The organism is Fibrella arboris, assembly GCF_041321095.1.
Taxonomy (GTDB): Bacteria; Bacteroidota; Bacteroidia; order Cytophagales; family Spirosomataceae; genus Fibrella; species Fibrella arboris.
Genome location: NZ_JBGGWE010000017.1, coordinates 114,032 through 137,301, shown reverse-complemented (window position 1 = coordinate 137,301; position 23,270 = coordinate 114,032). Strand labels below are relative to the sequence as shown.

Here is a 23,270-nt window from a genome sequence, read left to right as displayed (position 1 = left end):
GCACCGGCGGACCGGACCTAACAATCTAGCGTTTTGCTGGGTCCGGTCCGCCGGTGCGGCTACGCGACGGAAATCATTATGGAGAAAATTATTGACTACAACCATTAGGTCCGGTCCGCCGGTGCGGCTACGCGACGATTTTGCTAACTCAAACAGCTTCTAAACCAACATTGATTGGTGCATACATACCAGACTGGGTTTGTGAAGTAGAAACTTTACGCTATGTTCCTTCTGACGTATCAACCCACAGTAGCATCCCGATTACAGGACTAATACAGGCTATCTGCCTGATCGTATGCACTTTGTTTATAGCCACATGAAACGCACAATCCCGTTTTTGCTCTTATTGGTGGTGGGCAGCCTGACCAGCCAGGCGCAACCGTTTGGTAAACTCGTGCGAAAAACGCCGGGAATCGTGTCATATACCCTCCGTGACAGTTTTTCGAAGGATGTTCCCGGTACGCTGGATAAAGTGAAAGCCTGGGGTATCACCGACATTGAGTTTTCGAGCCTGTTCGGAAAAACCGCTCCCGAACTGCGGGCCCTGCTCGATCAGCGCGGACTCTCCTGTAGCAGCTACGGCGTGAGTTACGATGCCATTGCCAACAAGCCGGATTCCATTCTGCAAAATGCGAAAGCACTGGGCGTTACTTACGTCCGTATTGGCTCTATACCACACCGAACAGACGCCACGCTCGAGATGATGCAAAAGGCCGCGGAGGTATTCAATCGATTCGGGAAACAGGCACACGATAAGGGCATTATGTTTTGTTACCATAACCACGGCTTCGAGTTTGTTCCCTATGAAAATGGCACTCTGTTCGATTACCTGGTCATGCATACGGATTCCAGGTACGTTGGCTACGAGATGGATGTTACCTGGACGTATCTGCCCGGTCAGGACCCGGCCGCTTTGCTCGCTAAATACCCCAAGCGGTTCCGGCTTATTCACTTAAAAGATGTTGAGAAAGGCGTAGCCAAGAGCGCCAAGGGCAGTATGGCCAATGAGCAATCAGTGGTGTTGGGCAGGGGTCAAATCGACTGGCCGGCTGTGCTCAAAGCCGTGAACAAGTCAGCGATCGATCATCTGTATATCGAAGATGAAAGTAAAGCCGCTGAGCAGCAGGTTCCGCAAAGTTTAACGTACCTGAAAAGTTTATAAACGATCACATTCATACAACTGCCCGGAATCGCCTGACTTAGACAGTTCCGGGCACTTTTTATACTGTATCTCCCTGAGAGATAATTTATTGCTTTTTACGGAAAGTTGCTTCACAATTGCCCCCTAGGGCGTCACCGTGTCTAGCAGCAACTCCATGTGCACATTGGCGCGGGTGTACAGGCTGTCTCCGCGAAGTGGGATATGCACAAAGCCGATACTTTCGTAGAGCTTTACCGCTACCTCCGCTTTCTTGTTCGATTCCAGCCAGACGCGTTTCGCCCCCATCTTCCGGGCGTAGTCAACGGCGGCCTCGCACAAGAGGCGACCAATACCCAGGCCACGGGCCTCTTTCTTCATGCCCATCTTGGCCAACTCGAACTCATCGGGGCCAGTGCGGACCATCGCGACCGTACCAATGATCGTATCGCCCTGCTTGGCCAGCAGGATTTCGCCGCCATTCGGCAGAATATGAACCTCGGGATGGTCTAACTGCTCCAGGTCATGCGGTTCAACCGTAAACGCCTCGCTGATCCACTCAACGTTGATCTGCTTAAATGCGGCCTGATACTGGGGTGAAAAGGGGATAATCGTGATAGATGGCATACGTGGATGAGGTCATTCCTGTGAGGTAAGCGCGCAAATAGGAAATTTCTCCATACATACGCAATCACTCTCCTTTCCCGGCCGTCCTGTGCCACTTTCCCCACTCAATCAATCAGCCCCCTAAATGCTTTCTTCTGGCAGGTAGTTGTCTGGTAGCGAACTTATTATCCGCCTCACCTTTATCCGTTCGCCAGATAGATGGACACAGAATTGATTCAATCAAATAGTATTTTGTACTATATCAATTAAGCAAAACAATATTTGCAGTAAGTGTTTGAAATAAAAATTATAGTTTGAAAATTTGGTCAAACCCGATAGTATTCCATAAAAAGGATCGAGACATCATACCAGTTCTACTTCTACAACCTAACAAACTAAGTCAATGAGCTTATCACGCCGCAACTGGCTCAAGGCCAGCAGTCTCTTCACCGCCAGCCTCGGCCTGAGCCGCTGGCATGCGTCGCAGGCAGCCGCTCCCGTTGCGCCCGCCGTAACGGCCGAAGCCTTTACGAAAGAGCACATGGCGGTGCCACCCAGCACGGCCAAACTACGTGCCCGGCTGCTGGCCAACGAAAACCCGCTGGGGATTGCGCCAAGCGCGAAAAAAGCCATCATTGACTCGGCCAGTTCAGGCAACCGCTACGCCTGGTCGGAGTTCGGTCCGTTGAAGAAACTGATCGCCGATAAGGAAGGTGTAAAGCCCGAGCACATCCTGATGTCGCCCGGCTCGTCGGATATGCTGCTGGCAGCGGCCGAGCACTTCGCCAAAGGCGGGGGCACCATCCTGACCTGTCGGCCTACGTATGAAGACCTGCTGAAAAAGTCGACCCTGTTTGGTGCTACCGTAAAGTCCCTTCCGCTCACTAAAGACTATAAGTTCGATCTGCCCGCTATTCAGGCCGCCATCACGCCCGACGTGAAACTGGTGTACATCGTCAATCCGAACAACCCAACCGGCACAATCCTGTCGCCCGCTGAACTGGAAACGTTCTGCCGCGCAGTGGCCCCGAAAGTGCCCGTCTTCATCGACGAGGCCTACATCGATTTCCTGACACCCGCCGATCGGCCTATGCTCGGAAAACTGGTTGCCGAAGGACTGAACATCATTCAGGCCCGGACGTTCTCGAAGATCCACGGGTTCGCGGGTCTGCGCCTCGGTTACGCCATTGCGCAGCCTGCCATGCTGGAGTCGATGCACCAGTATATCGGCGCCGAACACGATGTGAGCATCACCACGCTGATGGCCGGCACCGCCAGCTATCAGGATATGGCCTGGCAGGACCATTGCCGCGCCGAAAACGCTAAAGCCCGCGATTTCACCGTAAAGGCGCTGACTGAGATGGGTTACGAGGTTATTCCGTCGTATGCCAACTTCATGCTGTTCCCGATTCGGATGAAGAGCAAAGCCTTCAGCGAGCAGATGTTTGCCCAGGGTATCGGTATTCAGACCCGCGACATCGATGGCCAGCCCTTCTGCCGCGTCAGCATCGGCACGATGGACGAAATGGGCATGTTCGTCGATAGCTTCAAGAAAGTAGTCGGTTAGTTCGTCAACCACGTTACACTGAACGGGCCGTTCTCAGTAGTCGCTGAGAACGGCCCGTTTTTAGTTGGCTATCGCCATTACCCGCAGTAACAGAAGTAGATACGCTGACCGGGCAGCCTTCACCCTGTTGACTTAAACGCAACAACCATGATAGCAAAATACCTCTGGCAAACAGGCTCAGTTATGATGATGCTATTGGGCAGTATCCACTTTTACTATACGTTTTTCACCAACCAATTTTCGTCGGCCAATGAAAAGCTGGTGGCGGACATGAAGACGTCTTCCCCGCTTTTAACACAGGATATAACGATGTGGAAGGCCTGGATTGGGTTCAACGGGAGCCATAGCAGTGGCGTTCTCTTTATTGGCCTGCTCAATTTCTATCTGGCCCTCCGCTATTTCACCGTTTTACAGTCAGACCATTTCTTCTTTCTTTTCAACATTGGTACAATCGGCTTCTACCTCTGGTTGGCCAAACAATACTGGTTCGCTGTCCCCTGTACGGGCCTATCGATCACCCTGGTTTGCTTCACCATTTCCTACCTCCTGACCGTAGCGACCAAATGACTGTATACCAGCTCTGGTGTGTCTCGGCAATGATAAACGCTACGGCTTCCTGGCCAGATTCGCCACAGCCTTGTTATACTCGTCCAGGCAGTTGTTGAGGGGTTGACCTTGCTGGTGAATGCAGTTGCAGAACGTTTCGCAGGCCACCGGATTGCTGCTATCAGCACAATGGGTCTGACAGTCGCCCAGCGTGTTATATGGCTTCATGTCGTACATATTGACCACAACCAATACCAGGATAACTATGGTAGCCAACACGCCGCCAAAAAAGCGAATCGGGAATGTTGTACTCACCACATTTTTTTCAGATAACCCCTCTGGCGTTGCCGTCTGCCTAATTGGGAGAATATATTTCAGTTTGTCGTAATGCCAGCAGAGCAGATACAGATTGGCCAGTACCATCAAGGGAGAAGACAGAAGAGAGCCATCGAAGCGGACGGCCAACGACAGAATACAGATGTTGAGAATTACGGGGAAATAAAGCAGCGCACCCAGTAGGGCCGTTCTGGGAATAAGCAACAGAACAGCGGCCGTCACCTGCACCACGCCAATGAAGGTGTAGTAGTACCCGGTATGGTGCAGGGCCTCCAGGTAGTTGCCCATCGGGTGGTTTACCGACAGGGACGTAAACCGCTCACCCATGATCTTCACCAATCCCGATGGCAGAAAACCAGCCGCCAACGCTACCCGGTTGAATACAGTAAAGTACCGAAGCCATCGGTTGCCCTTTACCTCAGCGTGGAGTTGATCAAGTTTAGCGGATAGGTGCATAAGCAGGTCAGTTACCCTTATTATTTTTGCAATACAGAGAACTTTGCATTGCAAAGTTAATAAAAGTTTTCGCACAACCTAGCGATCCGACCGTGACCATATCAATGACGTAAATTCTATGCTTCCGCTTAGTTGCTTCGCGTGCGGTCGAAGGGCCCGCATGCGAAGCAACTAAGCGAAAGCAATATGCGACAGCAATACACACCAGCGCGAAGCAACCACCAACGTACCCGGCACTACTTCGCTGATGCGGCCGTTAACGGCGCGTAGAAGCGCCAGGTGGGTTTGTAATTGCGGGAGAGCTTCTGGTTGGTCAGGATGGCGCGGATCATATCGACGGGCATGGCGTTTTCCTGCATGATGGTGTCGTGGAACTGCTTGTAGGTCATCTTACCACTGTCGACCAGCTCTCTCTTCAGGGCGTAGAACTGGAAACCACCCGTCATGTAGGCCAGTTGATAGAGCGGTTCATACCCACCCACAAACGACCGACGTACCTCGCCCTCGGCGTTGGCCCGCTCGTGCCCAACGCGGTCGACCAGGAAGTCGATGCATTGCTGGGGCTTCCACTTGCCGAGGTGGTAGTTGAGCGAGAAAATGATGCGGGCGCAACGGTGCATCCGCCAGAACAGCATCCCGATCCGGTCTTCGGGCGACTGCGGGAAGTTCATATCCCACAGGATCATTTCCCAGTAGAGCGACCACCCTTCCGTCCAGAACGGCGTGCGGAACCGGCGGTACGTTTTGTAGCGGTTGTTCATGAATCCCTGCAAATGGTGCCCGGCAATGAGTTCGTGGTGCACCGTGGCCCGCGAAAAATGCGGATTGTTGCCCCGCATACTCATCAGCTTGTCTTCCTGCGACATGCTGGGCGTCGGGTACGAAATAAGAATGGTTTCGCCACCCAGAAAGAACGGGCTCATCTTCTGCCGCTCGGCCGACATCATGGTCATGCGCCAGGTTTCTTCGGCAATAGGCGGAATGGTGATCAGGTCTTTCGCTTTCAAAAACGCCACTGATTCGTTGTAAAGGCGGAGGATCAGCTCGGGTTGCTTACCCACGGGCACCGTGCTGTTCTTTACTTTCTCCTGCGCTGCTTTCCAGTTGTCACCAAAACCCATCTCGCGCGAGGCTTTCAGCAGTTCGCGGTCGCACCAGGCAAACTCGCGGTTGGCAATGTCGATCAGTTCTTCGGGCGTATAGGCGATCATCTCGAACTCAAGCTGCCGCACCAGTTCATCGCGCCCGACGGCCGTGCCCGCAATGCCGCTCTCATCTACGGCGGGCTGGGCGGCTTTGGCCTTCTTGCCGAAGAAGGCGGCGTACTCGGTCAGTTGGGCATCCAGTTTACGGTAGGGCTCGGGCACCCACCAGGTAAAGAGTGGGTCGTACTCGTTGTAGAACTCGAACACGCTTTTCAGCGCCGATTTCAGCCCGTTGGCCGTGTCTTCGGCCCGCTGCGCCAGCACCGGATCAACTTTCTCGGTTGTCTGCATGGTCTTCAACGCCTCCGCCACCTCGCGACTTAGCCGCGCAAAGTCGACTGCCACCACCTCGCCGTTTAGCGACGCGCCCCGCCGCCTGACTTTTTCGAGCGCGTAGATCGGCTCGGCGAAGGGGAACCATGCCTGTGTTTTGGCCATTTCGGCCGCTTCGGTCTGCAACTCCCGCAGGTCAACCTCCAGGCTCCGCCGAAACAGCAGGTAATCGACCTGACTATCGACCGGCAGCCGATCGAAATCCAGTTTCTGAAGCTGTTGCAGCGTTTCGGTGGTGTGGCGCTGCAATCGTTCGCGCCGTTCGGGCGAGTTGGCAATGACGTAAAACCGATTCAGGCTCCCCCGGTCGGCGTTGTACTGCGTCATCAGATGATGCACCTCGCTGGTTTGCCGGTACAACTCATTAATCGGCACAGGCTGGGCATATACTGACGCAACGCCAGCACCAGCCAGCAGATAAACAAGCAGCGTTCTGTAAACAGTAGACATAGGCATGTGATAAGTGATCGATGAAGCAGCCCAATACGGAACTTGGCAGCCATACGGCCCTCTACTGCAACATACTGCCTTTCTTCCACTTTACCCATCCCTTGAGCAACGGATAGACACTTATTACCCTGGCTATTCGATGACTACCTGACGGTATGAGGTACGTTTAATCAATTCATCGACCTCACTCTGTCTGCGTTTGTACCAGCAATCGAAAATGCTTATGATTACAAGTCAAGCGCGTCTTATTGTCATCATATGCTATCGAAATCAGTTCATGACAGACAATTTTCAAAAAATATGAAATTGATTTTCTTGCTTTCGTTTCTGATACTACCGGCATTTGACAGTCTTGCACAAACATGTATTTCAGGCGATTGCCAAAATGGTTTGGGCAAAATGCAATGGGGAGATGCAATCTATGAAGGTGAATTTAAAAATGGCCGTATTAGCGGATTTGGTGTAAGAACTAGAGACGGATTGCCGGTAGTCGGCTATTTTAACGAATGGATGGAACAAGACTATCACCGACAACTGACAATGGACCAGTTAAAGTCCAATCAAGATTTAGTTTACGCCCAATTCAAAAAATGTGATTGTTTGGTAAGGAAAGAGTTTTCATTACCGACCATCGAATGGGAATCTGTTAAATATGATGTTATTAATTTTATAAATGGATACGGAGTTAAAGTTGGAGAAACACTACGAACCAAGACCAATATTAATAGTATTCCAGTTGAAGGATATATTAACAATACAGATCATAATGTATATATAAGAGCCTATCGAAAACACTATTTTAGTGGAAGGCAAGTGTACGAATACATCGATGATTCTTATGTTGTTAAACCTGGTAAAGAAGTAATGGGAAATTACAGACGTAAACCAGGTAGTTCTTCATTGAGAGACTACTTTGCTGAAAATTACGTGTTTTTAGGGCAGTACTGTGACAAAGGGGCGGGAGCATATTGTAAGTCAATTTCGACAACACCAGCGCCACTAGTCGCTGCGTCTCCTGTTAAAGCAACGTCAGTTAATAAACAAAGTACGGATCAGTTCGACAACAATTACCTCATTCTAAGTAACACCAAACCAGATTTTAAAGCCTCGTGGGATGATGCTTTAGCATGCCGGGCAATCTGCTTCGCCGACAATACCTATTATTCCTTTTTGATTGATTTAGAAGGAGACGGGCAAGGATACGTAGCCCAATCCGGTTTTCCGGAAGCCTACATTAAAGAAAGCTGGAAGGCAACACCTGGCACCATCATTTCCAGTATTGATTATCTAAACGGCCAATGGCATCTGGTGATGACTAACTACGGCGATGACGCTATTAGCCAGACCTACCTGAAGCAGTCCTACTTTCCAGAAGACAAGATTAAGGAAAAATGGTCTACTGGGTATCGAATAACCTATGCGGCTGCCAGTCCAGATGGCGAGTGGGTTGTGGTAATGACAAAGCCTAAGAACTACGCTCCAATAACAGAACAGACGTATAGTTGGTATACTGAGTTCCCGTCGACTGCCATCAAAAAGTATTGGGAGAAGAATTATTATATCACCCTGCTAAAATATTTAAATGGCAAGTGGCTTCTTGTCATGTCTCAGTACTCAGACCGAAACGGTAATACGTTCAAGCAAAGCTATGCTACTGGTAGTCAATTCCCAATGGAAAAATTCACTGCATACGACAAGGAAGGTTTTACGACATTGTCGGCTAGCTACGGCAACGGCCTTTGGGCGATTGTGATAAATAAGTCACTTAAGTGAAATTATTCATGCTGAAGTCATCGTCAAATAAGTTTGTCATGAAACAGGCTTGCGACCATTGGATGGTGCCTATTTATTTCCTTACTGCCCGTTTTTCCGCTGTGGACAATCGTCAAAAAGTCGGGTCAGAATCCGTGGCTGAGCCTGATCGCTTTCCTTCCCGGCGTAGGCGTTATCCTGGCACTGTACATCGTTGCTTTCTCAACCTGGCGTCCTGAACGGGTGGATGAGTAAGCCTGTAGAACGTACCCAACTTGCTATACTTGCTATGAGCCCGTATAAAGAAGTACAACGGATGAACCAATGGTGGCTCCTGTTGCTATTAGCCGTTTTTGTTGGGGGGGGTGCCTGGGCGCTTGTCGCACAAGTTGGTTTGGGACATCCCATCGGCGACAAACCCGCTACCAATACTGAGTTATTGTTTATAGCCTTGTTTCCCCTGACAACAATCGGTGTTGTGCTGGCCTGTTCACTGACCACTGACGTAACTACCGAAGGGATTCAGCTGAGGTACTTTCCTATCTGGCACACGTCGGTTAAGTGGCATGAGGTCAAGTATGTTCAGATCATCAACTATGGTTTCGTTGGCTACGGCATTCGATTCACGGCCGAGTATGGAACTGTCTACAACGCGAAAGGGAGCATTGGGCTTTTAGTACAGAAGACAGATGGCAGTCGATTGGTAATTGGCACCCAAAGGCCCGAGGAGTTGCTGGCAGCCGTCAATCAACACCTGAACGTGTCGGCTTAAGAGCGGTGCAGCTTTGACGTGCTTCGCGTTAATGTGAGTTATTCACGTGATTGTGCTGCTTCGCTAGTCGTGCCCTTCGACTAGCGAAGCAGCACAATCACGTGAGCCATAAAACGCATCAGCAACGTGCCTGAATTCTGCTTCCGCGAGCTTACTCGATTACCGGAATTGGTGCATAGCTTTGGGTTTGTTACGTCAGTGCCTTATCGCTGGCTATCCACGTTGGCTATGAAATTCTATGTTTGGCTGGTTCTGCTGGTCGTTGTTGGTTGTTCGCCCGCCCGGCGGATTAGCCGTGATTTACGGACAAATGCCCTCTATTCCGACCATTTTACGGGGGTAGCGCTCTATGATCCGGTGAAGCAGAAAACGGTGATCGCGCATAACGCTGATAAGCCATTCACGCCGGCGTCGAACACAAAACTGTTCAGCTTTTACGCCGGTCTGCTCACCCTGCACGACTCGCTGCCCGCTTTCCGGTACGTTATCCGTAAAGGTGTCAATCAGGCCGACTCGCTGATTTTCTGGGGAACCGGCAATCCACTGGCCTTGCATCCCGATTTGCCTGATACCACGCTGCTGGCTTTTCTGCGAAAACGACCCGAGCAACTCTTTTTCTCCGCGTCGAACTACAACGGTCCCCGGTTTGGCCCAGGCTGGGCCTGGGACGATTACAACGACGACTATTCGCCCGAATTAGCTTCACTCCCACTTTTTGGCAATGTGGCTCGGTTCACCACAGCACCGTCGTACGCAGTTAGTCCTCGTCGCTTTGCTGACAGTGCTCGGGTGTCGGGCGCAGGAAACAGCGTGCGCCGGAACGAGTTCAGCAACCAGTTTATGCGACCCGCCACCGGTAAGGCTATTCGTCAGGATGTTCCATTTCGATGGTCACCGACCCTTGCTGCTCAATTGCTGGCCGACACACTTCACCGGAGCGTTGGCATGGTGCAAATGCCTGTTCCCACCGACGCCAGACTGGTGCGCGGTTTTCCAACCGATTCGCTCTATAAACGGATGCTGCACGTGAGCGACAACCAGTTTGCCGAGCAGGTGCTGTTTATGGCCTCGGCCGAACGCAACGCCGCCATGCTGTCGCCAACGCTGGAGTTACGCCGTGTGGCCGATAGTTTGCACAACCCGGTCAATAGCGCTCGGTGGGTCGATGGGTCGGGCTTGTCGCGCTACAATGCATTCACCCCCAACGTGCTGATCGGGCTGCTTAAGAAGATAAAAGCGCTAGTGCCGCAGGAACGCTTGTTTACGCTCTTGCCCGCCGCCGGTCAGTCAGGTACGTTGCGGACGATCAAGTCGGGCGATACGCCGTATGTATTTGCCAAGTCAGGGTCCATGACGGGCGTGTATAACCTGAGTGGATACATACTCACGCAGCGCGGTAAGCTGTTATATTTCAGCATCATGCACAACAACTTCACGCAACCGGTGGGTGAGATGCGCCGCCGAACGGGCGATCTGTTGAAAACCATCCACGAGCAGTTCTGATCCTTTCTGGGTACGTTCTTTGAGCAAATATGATAAAAGTATAATCTGACAAAGTTGTGTCTTTGTGGAATCAGACGTACCTAGTAAGGTAGATTGGTCGGTTACTTTCGCACTGTAACGCATTGCTGCTATGGGTGAGCTTCGCGCTGTAGGCCCTGAGCCTGCCGAGGATCGCCGCGTCGAACCGGCCTAGTCGGGGATCGCGGCGCGAAACTCACACATAGCAGCAAAAAGCCCCCATTACACAACCTTTGCTCTTTATGCATGCCTTTTCCTTCGCCATTCTCTCTCTCCTGCTTTCCAGCACCCTCAGTGCGCAACCGGGCACTCCCGCTTCGACCCGTGCACCGCTGGCGCCGCTCAGGTACGTTGAGTTACCACTGGGTGCCATTAAGCCGCAGGGCTGGTTACGTACCCAGCTCGAGGTCATGCGCGACGGAACCACGGGGCATCTGGACGAGTATTACTGGAAGCTGAAAAACGACAGCGGCTGGCTCGGCGGTAAAGGCGATGGTTGGGAAGAAACACCCTACTGGCTCGATGGAGCCGTTCCACTGGCACACCTGATCGGCGATAAACCGCTGCTCGACAAAGTGCAACGCTACATCGACTGGTCGATCAATTCGCAGCGCAAATCAGGCTATTTCGGGCCGATTACGAAGACAGAACGCGAGGGAAAGACCATGACCACCTGCGATCAGGGCGAAGACTGGTGGCCACGGATGGTGATGCTGAAAGTGCTGCAACAGCACTACCAGGCCACCGGCGACAAGCGGGTTATTCCGTTTATGACGAAGTACTTCCGCTATCAGTACGACAACCTGAAGAACTGCCCGCTTGGCAAATGGTCGGCCTGGTCGACGGCCCGGGGAGGTGATAACCTGATGAGTGTGTACTGGCTCTACAACCAGACCGGCGATACCTTTTTGCTTGACCTGGGTAAGCTTATCAGCCAGCAGACCACCCCCTGGACCCAGTATTTTGGGGGCCGCAACTGGGTGATGCAGGCAGCAGCCCAACAGAATGGCGCGGCCTGGATGGATCGTCACGCCGTAAACGTAGGCATGGGTTTAAAACTGCCCGCCATTCAGTATCAGGGGAGCCGTGACCCAAAACTCCTGCAAACGCTGAAGACCGGCTGGAACGACCTGATGTTGCTCCACGGCCTGCCCCACGGTATGTTTTCGGGCGATGAAGACCTGCACGGCAACGATCCTACGCAGGGCATCGAGCTCTGTTCCATCGTCGAAACCATGTTTTCGCTCGAACAGGCCATGGCCATCACCGGTGACCCGGCGTATATGGATGCACTCGAACGCATGACCTTCAACGCCATGCCTACCCAAACTACCGACGATTACAACAACCGGCAGTATTTCCAGGTGGCGAATCAGGTAGAAGTGAGCCGCGGCGTGTTCGACTTCTCACTCCCCTTCGACCGGGGCATGACCAACGTGTTCGGGCCGTATGCCGGCTACACCTGCTGTACGGTGAACATGCACCAGGGCTGGACCAAGTTCAGTTCGCACCTCTGGTACAGCACCGGAAAGGGCCTGGCCGCCCTGGTCTACGCCCCCAACACGCTGACAGCCAGACTACCGGGGGGCACGTCCGTTATCATCCGCGAAGAAACGGGCTACCCCTTCACCGACCAGATCCAGTTCACCATCGACGTACCCAAAGCCACGGCCTTTCCCCTGGACCTGCGCATTCCGGGCTGGTGTAAAGAAGCGAGTCTGCTGGTCAATGGCAAGCCGTTACGAAAAGACAAAGGCGGGCAGATCGTAACATTACAACGTACCTGGCAACCCGGCGATGTGCTGACGCTGCAACTGCCCATGGCCGTTACGACCAGCAACTGGGCAAAGAATTCACGGGCCGTTGAACGCGGCCCACTGGTCTATGCGCTGAACGTACCAGCAAACACATCGAAACACGAACTGAAAGAAGAAGGCACGTATTTTGAGCTGAAACCCAGGGCGGACTGGAATTTCGGCCTGCCACAATCGCTGATAAAGGACCCGATCGCCAACACGACCGTGACGCTGAAAAACCCGTATGGTTTTGTCTGGAATGCCGACAATGCACCCGTTGTGATCACCACAAAAGGGCGCAAAATTCCAGGCTGGAAAGCCATCGATGGGGTGGCGCATCAACCCGTTTCAACTCGCGACGGCTTCTACAAAGGTGAGGTATCTGATAACGAGGAAACCCTGACGCTGATCCCTTATGGCTGTTCCAAGCTGCGCATTGTTGCTTTTCCGGTGGTTCGTTAAATAAAGATGTTCAACGTATTCGCGCACATGGTCCGTTTTTAGTTATAATTTATCCTTAATAAGATCAACGTTTAAATGTTTCTCAAGTCAGTACTGCTGTCCGCAGTTTTCTTAACGAACTACGGCTATGCCCAAACGCTGCGGCCACCCGCCTACCCGCTCATCACGCACGATCCTTATTTCAGCGTATGGAGCATGACGGACAGACTTACAGACTCGCCCACCTGCCACTGGACCGGCAAACCGCAGTCATTGGAAGGCCTTGTGCGGGTCGATGGGCAAGCTTATCAGTTTCTAGGGGCCACGCCGACCGTCTACCAGCCCGTTTTACCCAACGGAGAGTCGAAGGCATACCCCACAAGATACACATTTACGCAACCCGGCTCCAAGTGGAATGAACCGGATTTTGACACAACAGGCTGGCTGACCGGCCCCGGCCCATTCGGAGACACACCCGACGCTAAAACGGTTTGGCGAAACCGCGACACGCACAAGGATGGCATTTATTTCCGGCGAGAGTTTATCTACGACGGCAAAACGGACCCGAGCAAACTCATGCTTTCGCTTTATCACGACGATGAGGTGGCGATTTACCTGAATGGCATCCGTATTCAGACCAAAGCGAAATACGTTAATGAATACATCTACCTGCCGCTGTCGGCCATGGGACAAAAAGCACTGCGGCCGGGCAAAAATGTGCTGGCCGTTCATTGTACCAGCCCCTACGGTGGTTCGTTCATCGATGTCGGCATTGTGAACCCGGTGGTGACTGCCGCCATGAAGCCCGCCACGCAGACGGGCGTGAACGTATCGGCTACGCAGACTGAATACGCGTTCAAAGCTGGTCCGATAACCCTGACAGTCAATTTTCTGTCGCCGCTGCTGCTCGACGAGCTGGATGTGGTTGCCCGCCCGGTAACGTACCTGACTTTCAGCGCTAGATCGGTCGATGGTAAACCGCACACTGTAGAGATTTATGTGGCGATGGCTGGTACGCTGGCCACGAATAATGCGGAGCAGGATGTAGTCGTGGATGTGGGTAGCACGCCGGGCCTGAACTGGCTGAACATCGGGACACAGCAGCAACCCGTCCTGGGCCGCAGAGGCGACAACGTGCGCATCGACTGGGGGTACGCGTATCTGGCCGTGCCACAACAAATGAAGGCGCAGTTAACGGCCGGTTCGCTGGCTGACCTGAAAAGACGGTTTGTTAGTCTGGGCACTGTGCCGCCGGGAAAAGCTTCGCTTGGCGCTGCCAGAGGGTTCGGGCTGGCAGTCGATATCCCGATGGGGCCGGTCGGTACGTCGCCGGTACAGAAACACATCATGCTGGGCTACGATGATCTGTATTCGGTGCAGTATTTCGGCAAAAGCCTGCGTCCGTGGTGGCGGCGTGCCGAAAAAATGACAATGCCTACCCTCCTGCAAACGGCCGAAAAAGACTACGCCCGCTTGCGCCGGAAGAGCACCGCCTTCGATACCAGATTGTACAGCGACGCTCAACAGGCGGGTGGCAAACAATACGCTGACCTTTGTGCGCTGGCCTACCGGCAGGCTATTGCCGCCCATAAACTGGTAGCCGGGCCGAAAGGCGAAGTGCTGTTCTTCTCGAAAGAGAATTTTTCCAACGGCTCCATCGGCACGGTAGATATCACATACCCGTCAGCGCCGTTGTTCCTGCTCTACAACCCGACCCTGTTAAAAGGTATGATGGAGCCAATCTTTCAGTATTCGGAAAGCGGGCGGTGGAAAAAACCATTCGCGGCACACGATGTAGGGACGTACCCAATTGCCAACGGGCAGACCTACGGCGAAGATATGCCGGTCGAAGAATGTGGCAATATGCTGTTACTGGCGGGGGCTATCACAAAAGCAGAAGGCAACGCCAAGTATGCCCGGCAACATTGGAAAACCCTGACTATCTGGGTCGACTACCTACGCAAAGACGGGTTCGATCCTGTTAACCAGCTCTGTACCGATGATTTTGCCGGTCATCTGGCCCGCAATGCCAACCTGTCGGTCAAGGCCATTCTGGGCATCGCGGCTTATGGGCAGATGGCAGGCAAGTTAGGTGACGCCAAAAAGGCGGCAACGTACCTGAAGATCGCCCGCGACATGGCTGTGAGCTGGCAAAAGCTGGCTGCCGACCATACCGTTGGTGCCAGACCGCACTCTGACCTGACATTTGAGAACGATGCCGATACATGGAGCCAGAAATACAACCTGGTTTGGGATAAACTGCTGGCGATGAACATCTTCCCCAAAACGGTAAGGCAACGCGAAGTTGCCTATTATTTAACGAAGCAGAAACCCTACGGTCTTCCGTTGGATAGCCGCAAGACCTACACCAAGTCGGACTGGATCATCTGGACAGCTACTATGGCTGAGTCCGACAAAGATTTCCGGGCCTTCGTGGCGCCCGTCTGGAAGTATGCCAACGAAACGCCCTCGCGTGTGCCGCTATCGGACTGGCACGAAACCACCGACGCCAAACAGGTTGGTTTCCAGGCTCGTTCCGTCATTGGCGGCTATTATATCAAGATGCTGGAGAGCAGACTCACTTCGCAGAAATAGGGCGCTCGTACTATAAAGAGCGGGGTAAACACAGCGTCAGGGAGCCCATAAGCTCAACTGTCGGTTGGTATGTCGACCCGTTAAGTCTATATTCTCCCTGGCGCTGTGTTTACCCCTTTTTACTTCTTCTTTTGCTGCATCAGGTGGTCTTCCAGCAGTTTAATGACGTACCCGCCCACCACCGACCGGGCCTGGAAACCAACCTGTTTGGCATTGGTCGTCTCGTACCAGTCCGATAGCGGCACACGCGAGGGCGTTTCGTTGGCATACTTCCAGACGAACGCCACGAAGGCCCGGAAATCTTTGTCGGACTCAGCCATAGTAGCCGTCCAGATGATCCAGTCCGACTTGGTGTAGGTCCTGCGGCTATCCAACGGAAGACCGTAGGGTTTCTGCCCTGGCGAACGTACCCGGCGCCCCTCAGCTGCTGAAACTTACGTCGGAAAAGCACCTCATCATGAAAGACGCCTGGCTGACCGCCCTCGGTCATAAACGCCCCGGTATGAAGCCCGGCCTGCCGCTTGATGAAGCCAAAAGGAAAGCCGCCGATATTGACCGGCAGAGCAAGGCCATGTTGCGGTAACCGCTACAAACAATCAACGTCGATCACTATACTGACGGCGCGCAGGCCTTTGTCGGTCAGGATGTCGGTGATGCAACGCTGGATGAAGGCTTTCACGGCTTTGAAATTGATCTTTTCGCGTTCCAGTTTGATCAGAATATCAAAAAGGAACTGGTTCCTGATGCGCTCAACCAGCGGTTCTTCCGGCCCCAGCACCCGTTCATCGCCAAGCTGAGCCGCCAATGCAGCCCGTAGGACTTCGGCCGCTTTTTTACTGATGCGCTGATCGGTATGGCGAACCGTTAGTTTAATGAGTCGCGAAAAAGGCGGGTAATTGAAATCGCGCCGCTCCATGATCTCTTCGTCGTAGAGGCCGAGGTAATCGTTATCGATGATCTTTTGCAGCACCACCTGCGTGGGGTCGCTGGTCTGAATCAGCACCCGTCCCTGCCGGTCGGCCCGGCGACCGGCGCGACCACTTACCTGAGTCATCATCTGAAAAGCCCGTTCAGTTGCTCTGAATTCGGGAAAACGAATGATGCGGTCGGCATCGAAAATCCCAACCAGGCTCACATTGTCAAAATCCAACCCTTTGGTGATCATTTGTGTACCGACCAGAATGTCGACGTTACCGCCTTCAAATTCGCTGATGATCTGCTGGTATGCGTTTTTGGCCCGGGTAGTATCGAGGTCCATCCGTTGAATACGGGCCGCCGGAAACAGGATCTGTAGCTGGTCTTCAAGTTTTTCAGTGCCGTAGCCAACCGTCCGCACTTTGGTTGAGCCGCAGGTTGGGCACACCCTGGGTACGTCTTCTTTATGCCCACAGTAGTGGCAGCGCAGTTCGGCCGCCCGCTGGTGATAGGTCAGGCTAACGGCGCAGTTCAGGCACTGGCTGGTCCACTCACAATCTTCACACTGGAGATAAGGCGAATAGCCGCGTCGGTTTTGAAAGAGAATGCTCTGTTCACCGCGCTCCAGGTTATCGGCCAGGGCATTATAAAGAACCGACGAAAACTCATTTTTCATCGTTTTCTGCTTCCGTTCCTGCTTGATGTTGATCAGCGAAATAAACGGCAGATTGGCGTTGCCATAGCGTTGAAACAACTCAACCAGTCCATAGCGCCCCTGTTTGGCCTGGTAGTACGTCTCGATCGAGGGTGTAGCCGACCCCAGCAGCACCTTCGCCTGTTGCCAGTGCGCCATCATCATGGCCACATCGCGGGCATGGTAGCGCGGAGCCGGGTCGTGTTGTTTGTACGACGTTTCGTGTTCCTCATCGACGATGATCAGGCCGAGGTTATCGAAAGGCAGAAATACCGCCGATCGGACGCCGATGACAAACTGGAACTGCCCGGACACCACCCCTTTCCAGACCTCGACCCGTTCGTTATCCGAGAATTTTGAATGATAGATACCCATCTTGTCGCCGAACACTTTTTGCAGGCGCACGACGATCTGGGTGGTGAGGGCAATCTCGGGCAGCAGGTACATCACCTGCGACCCACCCGCCAGCACTTTCTGGATCAGATCGATGTATACTTCAGTCTTTCCGCTGCCCGTTATGCCATGAAACAGCACAATGTTTTTCCGGGAAAACTCGGCCATGATACTGTCTGAAGCAGTGCGCTGAGCGGCCGTCAGCACAATCTCTTTCTGCGGCGCAAACGTTTCGGCAAAGCGGGGCTGGATGAGCTCAAACGACTCGAACACACCATTTTTCAACAACGTACCCAGCGATGACTGCGACAGCTCATCGTCCTGATTCAGAATTGATTTTTCGAGGCCTTTCTCATTCAGGTCGGGGTTACGCTGCATGGGTACATGCCGCAGGTAGCGCATCACAACTTCCTGTTGCTTAGGTAGTTTATCCAGCCGTTGCAACAGGGCCAGCAGTTGTTCGGGTTGCTCGTAGTGTCGATGCAAACGCACCTTACGCACCATCTTGGGCACGTACTTTTCTTTCACTTCGTCGAAGACAATAACCGCCCGCTTACCCACCAGTGACTTGATCAGGGGAGGTACGTTAACGTCGCCCACTAGCCGGCCCAACTCTTCGTACGACAGGGAAGGATGCTTCTGGAGTTCGTCTAAAAGAGCAACTTCCTGTTCAGTAAGCAGGTCTGGATGGTCGAAATCGGGGTTGTACTGCACTTTCGACTGGCTGGTAATCTTCAGTCCTGATGGTAAGGCAACGTTCATCACCTCGCCTACGCAGCACATGTAATACTCTGCCATCCAGCTAAATAGCTGTAGCTGATAACCCGTGATCAGGGGATACTCATCGAGCAGTTCGAGCACATACCTGGCCTGGTAATTCTGCGGCGGATGGTTGTGCAAACTGGCTACCACTGCAGTAATTACTCTACTTTTTCCGAAGGGAACGATAACTCTGGCCCCAATTTTGATAAGGGCCGCCATTTCTCGCTTAACTCTATAGGTAAAAAGACGTGGAACGGGCACTGGTAGCACCAAGTCGACAAATAATGTGACCTCTTCCGCGACATTGTATGAAAATAGCGAGTCTATCAAAACAATTAGTTACTAAAAATACAGAATGGTGAATCAGGAAAACACTCAGTGAATGATCTGGCAAGAAAATTGTCACGTACCAGAACGTTATACCTACCCATAAAAACAGAAGACTATCTAATTCATAAACCGGCCTATTTCAGGCTCGGGTTATTTTTCTATTAGCTACTACTCTGAATGTGATCTATCCATATGCCAATCCATTTAGTGAAACAGCCTACTAATGAAACATTTCTATTCAATTACACGCACTTGGCCTCTGCTGGGCATCTTGTTCGCGCTGTCTTTGTCAGCTTCTTACGCGCAGGTCAGTGGCACCGTATACCGGGACTTTGACGCCAGTGGCACCCAAACCATCAACTTACCAACAGAACCAGGCGTTCCGGGAGTGACGGTGAATGCGTATGTTAATTTCAGTAATACGCCTATCAGTGTCATCACTGATGCAGCAGGTAAATACGCGTTCACCGCCGCCCAAATACCCGCTTTAGCGAAGGTACGAATAGAATTTGCCACGATTGAAGAAGGGTTTTTCTTTGGGCCGGTTGGCCCGTCGAGCCAAACCAATTTACGGTTCGTTACAGCCCCGTCGGCCAGCGTCGACTGCGGTATCAACTACCCGACAGAATATTGCCAAAACGGTGATGTACAGGTGGTTATACCCTGCTTTGTCAATGGCGACCCGCTAACCACGTCTAACTCGAACGGCCCCGTAGATCCCAGCAACCAGAGCGCCAGGGCCGATGTACTGGTTTCTTTTTCCATCAACGCGACGGGTCTGGCCAGCGGCTCTAACTTTCCGCCCACCCACCTGGCGGGGGGGAGCGATCTTGGTGCCGTTTGGGGCGTGGCTTACCTCCGGGCCGAGAAAAAGGTCCTGAGCAGCGCTACCATTAAACGCCACGCGGGCCTGGGTACACTCGGAACAGGCGGTGTGTATATCACTGACCTGGCAACAGCTACTTCGGCTCCTTTCTTCGATTTTCAGGCTGACCTGAATGTACCGACCGGGGCCGATCCGCACTCGGGCCTGAACCCCGATAAAACGCAGCCAAGTGCCGACCCCGGTCCCATGACGACAATGGGTAAGATCGGGCTGGGTGGCATCGACCTCTCCGACGACAGCAAGACGTTGTATGCCGTTAATATGTTCGACCGGAAACTATACGGCGTTTTTATTGACTCGCCCGCTCGTAAACCCGGTCCGGCCGACGTGAAATCGTGGTCGATTGACCAGTCGGGCTGTCCGAATGGTGATTTCCGGCCCTGGGCTATTTACTCCTATCGCAAGTACGTGTACGTAGGGGGTGTATGTTCGGGCGAGAATAAGCCATCGAAAATTACGGGGGCCGCTTCGGCCAGTGCTGCACTGGCGGCTACCCTACCCGATACAACCGGCCTGAAAGCCATCATCATGCGCATTGATCCACGTCAGGGTGCCGGTGCTACCTTCCAGACGGTCCTGAGCTTTCCGTTAACGTTTAAGCGGGGGGCGGCCGATTTAACTGAAAACTGCGCCCTGTTCGATTACTGGCTTCCCTGGAATAATGATTTTCCGATGGGTTGTAACAGCACCGGTCAGTTTGTTATGTGGCCACAACCAATGGTGACCGACCTGGCCTTCGATGATAATGGCGACATGATCATCGGGATGCTCGATCGGTTCGGTCACCTCGCGGGTGTTCAGAACTACAATCCCGCCGGGCAGGGCGTTTATAATGGCTTCACGGGTGGTGATCTGTTGCGCGCCAGTTCATTAACCGCCGATCATTCAGTCTATCAGCTGGAATCAAACGGATCGGTGGGTGGCCGCACGGCAGGGTCAAACAGTATTCCGGGTTCAGGCCAGACCCTGTCTCCACCCTACAATCCGACAACAGGTACGTATACCGTAGCCGGTGTAGGCAACAATCAGGGTCCTGGCGGTGGCGAGTTCTACTTCAATGATCAGTGGTACTTTAACGCGGCCAACAAGCCTGGCCACGACGAAATAGCCAATGGTTCGCTGATGCTGCGTCCGGGTAGCAACGAGATTATGACGTCGGCCTTCGACCCAATCACCGACGTGTATCAGTCGGGCGGTTTGCGGGTGATGAGCAACCTGGATGGTACCCTGCGCCGCAACTACGCGCTGTTTGGTTTTAACTCGCCAGGTACGTTCGGCAAGGTATCCGGTTTAGGGGATGGTAAGATCCTCTGTGATCCAGCCCCTATCGAGATCGGTAACCGGGTTTGGTTCGACGATAACCGCGATGGTATTCAGGATGCCTACGAGCCGGGTGTCGATGGCATTATTCTCCGTCTGTTCGATATGAGCGGCGGCGGCACAGGTACGTTGGTAGCCAGCACCACAACGGCCAACGGCGGCTTGTACGTTTTCAACAACAGCAACGTTCCCACCGGCATGCAGGTCAACCGGAGCTATCAGGTTCGGATGGACATGGTGCAGCTGCCTAACCTGGCTCTTGCCGCGTCTAGGCCTCAGGGTGGACCAGGCCGCAACGGCCGACGAGCCGCCCTGGCTACGACCACTACTGATTATTACATCTCGCCCCAGACACAGGGAACGGCCGTGGGCAGCTCGACCCGCGACAGCGATGCCACCCTGATTGGTTCAGATGCCGTTATCAGTCTGACGACCGGTAGCTTCGGCGAAAACAATTACAACTATGACCTCTCGGTTTATTCGTGTCCGTCGATTGTGGCAGGAATCGAAGCGATGTCGGTTTGTGCAGATGCCGGCACGATTCCTAGCATCCCGATGACTGGCGGAAGCTTTTCCCAGGTCGACGACCTGCGGTTTGTTTACTTCAGCAGCCCGCAAAGCGGAACGGCTATGTATGTGGGTGGCCAAGTGCTGGGTACGTATTCACCAAGTGACCCCACCACATTTGTTACCTCACTGACAGCACCGGCTATTCCGACCGCTAATGCTTCGGGAGCTCCCATCAACTACTACGTGTATGGCATTATTTACCCGACCCCGGCCGATCCGCAATGCCGTGTGTCGTCGGTCTCTAAATTAACGGTGCTTCCGAAGCCCGTCGTTTCGGTCAATACCGCCTCGGTTACACTCACCTGCGCCCAGCCAACGGCTGTGCTGGCAGCGAATAACCCAACGCCCCGCGCCGAATATATCTGGTTGAGTCCGCCGGGTAGCACTAGCACGGCCAGCTTGACCCTGGCCGTTAGCTCGCCGGGTGTCTACACGCTGACCAGCACCCTGGATGGCTGCGCCGGCGATGCCGTTCCAGCCGTTGTGAGCGAAGATAAAGTGACCGCATCGGTTACCGCGTTTGACGCTGAGGTGTCCTGCGCCAGCCCAGTAGCTTCACTGACCGCACTGGTCAATCAGGCGGTTTCTCCCTACGCGGTGTTATGGACGGGCCCGAACAACTTTACCAGCACCGCCAATCCACTGTTTACCAGCATCGTAGGCAACTACACGGCCACGGTCACTTTCCCGAACGGCTGTACAGCGGCTTCGGCTACTGTCCAGGTTAAGCAGGGAGCCAGTACGCCACCATTTATGGCGATTACCATTGATGGAATAGCCAACGTATCGTCTGCCACGCTAACCTGCGCAAAACAGTCGGCGACGCTTTTTGTCAGTTCACCGACGGCTGGCGCCGTGTATGTTTGGCAGAGTCCGGTGGCCCCTACCAGCGTTACGGCCAATAGCCTGGTTGTGAGTGCCCCTGGCGTTTATACCCTGACAGGTGCGTTACAAGGCTGTATTGGTGAGCCGGTCAGCGTGACCATTGCTGAAGACAAGGGCGTGGGCCCTGTTTCGATCAACAACGAAACACTGACCTGCAGCACAACAGTTGTGGCGCTGACAGCGCGGGTCAATGGGGCACCGTCACCTTATCCTGTCATCTGGACTGGTCCGGCTGGCTTCGCCAGCAGCAGCAATCCGATCAGTGTATCGATCGCGGGTCAGTACACAGCCTATGTCACCTTCCCCAATGGTTGTACGGCCGTGTCATCTCCCGCTACCGGCACCGTGACACAGGGCGACCGGTCGTTGCCTTTCATCGATGCAATTGGTGGCGCCAAGCTGTGTCCGACCTGCTCGGTGACGCTTGCCGCTGATGGTAGTAACGTATCATTCTTCTGGACAGGTCCGAATAACTTCACCAGCACGGAGCAGTTCCCGGTCGTGCAGGACGAAGGCCTGTACCGGGTAACGGCAACAGATCTGAAAACAGGCTGCTCTGACTTTATCGAGGTAGTCGTGGAAGGACCAACGTCAGACCCCTGCCCGGTCTTTCTGATCAACCCTTCGGCGCTTACCGTTTGCTCGGGCGATCAGGCACCGGCGGTCACCGTATCGATCACCGGCGGCGGATTTGCAGCCGGTCAGCAAGTTCAGTTTGTGCAGTTCAGCGCTCCACAATCAGGAACGGCTATGTATGCGGGTGGCACGGTAATCAGTACGGTAGCGCCCAACGCGTCGAACCAGGCCGTGTTATCGCCGGGTGCGCTGGCCCCACTACTGGCGGCTACTACGGCGCAAACCGTATACATCTACGCCATCATAAGCCCGGCACCGGCGCATGTAGATGGCATACCCGACTGCCGGCCGGCAGCGCTGGTAACCGTGACGATCACGCCACGTGCCTGTGTACAAATTCAGGCGACCCGGATACGATAACTTGT

General features: G+C 53.4%; 14 protein-coding genes and 1 pseudogene. 10 read left to right on the top strand and 5 right to left on the bottom strand.

Annotated features, from left to right (window positions below; all coding sequences use genetic code 11):
* Nucleotides 1-316 precede the first annotated feature (316 nt).
* The gene (locus ACAW75_RS23280) at nucleotides 317-1,162 is read left to right on the top strand and encodes a sugar phosphate isomerase/epimerase family protein (RefSeq protein WP_370731170.1); all 846 of its coding nucleotides are present in this window, start codon (nucleotides 317-319) and stop codon (nucleotides 1,160-1,162) included.
* Between the two features lie 123 nt (nucleotides 1,163-1,285).
* Here ACAW75_RS23280 and ACAW75_RS23275 read toward each other — a convergent pair whose 3' ends face one another.
* A complete protein-coding gene (locus tag ACAW75_RS23275) occupies nucleotides 1,286-1,765 on the bottom strand; it encodes a GNAT family N-acetyltransferase (RefSeq protein ID WP_370731169.1) in 480 nt (159 codons plus the stop codon).
* A gap of 382 nt (nucleotides 1,766-2,147) precedes the next feature.
* On the opposite strand from ACAW75_RS23275, the gene ACAW75_RS23270 reads away from it, so the two are divergent.
* A complete protein-coding gene (locus tag ACAW75_RS23270; RefSeq protein ID WP_370731168.1) occupies nucleotides 2,148-3,311 on the top strand; it encodes a pyridoxal phosphate-dependent aminotransferase in 1,164 nt (387 codons plus the stop codon).
* Between the two features lie 147 nt (nucleotides 3,312-3,458).
* Nucleotides 3,459-3,878 (top strand): LIC_13387 family protein, encoded by a 420-nt coding sequence (locus ACAW75_RS23265; RefSeq protein ID WP_370731167.1) that lies wholly within the window; start codon nucleotides 3,459-3,461, stop codon nucleotides 3,876-3,878.
* 39 nt (nucleotides 3,879-3,917) lie between these two features.
* Here the strand turns inward: ACAW75_RS23265 and ACAW75_RS23260 are convergent, their stop codons facing one another.
* Nucleotides 3,918-4,649 carry a DoxX family protein gene (locus tag ACAW75_RS23260; RefSeq protein WP_370731166.1) on the bottom strand — a complete coding sequence of 244 codons (732 nt, stop codon included), beginning with the start codon at nucleotides 4,647-4,649 and terminating at the stop codon, nucleotides 3,918-3,920.
* Nucleotides 4,650-4,885: 236 nt separating this feature from the next.
* Nucleotides 4,886-6,637 (bottom strand): DUF885 family protein, encoded by a 1,752-nt coding sequence (locus tag ACAW75_RS23255; protein WP_370731165.1) that lies wholly within the window; start codon nucleotides 6,635-6,637, stop codon nucleotides 4,886-4,888.
* 300 nt (nucleotides 6,638-6,937) lie between these two features.
* On the opposite strand from ACAW75_RS23255, the gene ACAW75_RS23250 reads away from it, so the two are divergent.
* From ACAW75_RS23250 to ACAW75_RS23230, 5 genes are all read left to right on the top strand, one after another.
* Nucleotides 6,938-8,410 carry a DUF7477 domain-containing protein gene (locus tag ACAW75_RS23250; RefSeq protein ID WP_370731164.1) on the top strand — a complete coding sequence of 491 codons (1,473 nt, stop codon included), beginning with the start codon at nucleotides 6,938-6,940 and terminating at the stop codon, nucleotides 8,408-8,410.
* 268 nt (nucleotides 8,411-8,678) lie between these two features.
* A complete protein-coding gene (locus ACAW75_RS23245; RefSeq protein ID WP_370731163.1) occupies nucleotides 8,679-9,161 on the top strand; it encodes a hypothetical protein in 483 nt (160 codons plus the stop codon).
* Nucleotides 9,162-9,389: 228 nt separating this feature from the next.
* Nucleotides 9,390-10,664: a D-alanyl-D-alanine carboxypeptidase/D-alanyl-D-alanine-endopeptidase gene (locus tag ACAW75_RS23240; protein ID WP_370731162.1), complete on the top strand. Its 1,275-nt coding sequence runs from the start codon at nucleotides 9,390-9,392 to the stop codon at nucleotides 10,662-10,664.
* Between the two features lie 260 nt (nucleotides 10,665-10,924).
* Complete coding sequence (locus ACAW75_RS23235; protein WP_370731161.1) at nucleotides 10,925-12,940, top strand: beta-L-arabinofuranosidase domain-containing protein; 2,016 nt, start codon at nucleotides 10,925-10,927, stop codon at nucleotides 12,938-12,940.
* Between the two features lie 75 nt (nucleotides 12,941-13,015).
* Nucleotides 13,016-15,514, top strand: coding sequence for a glutaminase family protein (locus tag ACAW75_RS23230; protein WP_370731160.1), 2,499 nt, complete (start codon nucleotides 13,016-13,018; stop codon nucleotides 15,512-15,514).
* 119 nt (nucleotides 15,515-15,633) lie between these two features.
* On the opposite strand, the pseudogene ACAW75_RS23225 reads toward ACAW75_RS23230, so the two are convergent.
* Nucleotides 15,634-15,909 (bottom strand): annotated as a pseudogene (locus ACAW75_RS23225) (DUF1793 domain-containing protein); the annotation flags it as partial.
* Nucleotides 15,910-15,971: 62 nt separating this feature from the next.
* Between ACAW75_RS23225 and ACAW75_RS23220 the strand changes: the two are divergent.
* Nucleotides 15,972-16,097 (top strand): hypothetical protein, encoded by a 126-nt coding sequence (locus ACAW75_RS23220; protein ID WP_370731159.1) that lies wholly within the window; start codon nucleotides 15,972-15,974, stop codon nucleotides 16,095-16,097.
* A gap of 3 nt (nucleotides 16,098-16,100) precedes the next feature.
* Here ACAW75_RS23220 and priA read toward each other — a convergent pair whose 3' ends face one another.
* Complete coding sequence (gene priA, locus ACAW75_RS23215) at nucleotides 16,101-18,605, bottom strand: replication restart helicase PriA (RefSeq protein ID WP_370731172.1); 2,505 nt, start codon at nucleotides 18,603-18,605, stop codon at nucleotides 16,101-16,103.
* A 289-nt stretch (nucleotides 18,606-18,894) separates the two neighbouring features.
* Between priA and ACAW75_RS23210 the strand changes: the two genes are divergently transcribed.
* Nucleotides 18,895-23,265 (top strand): SdrD B-like domain-containing protein, encoded by a 4,371-nt coding sequence (locus ACAW75_RS23210; protein WP_370731158.1) that lies wholly within the window; start codon nucleotides 18,895-18,897, stop codon nucleotides 23,263-23,265.
* Nucleotides 23,266-23,270: the final 5 nt, after the last annotated feature.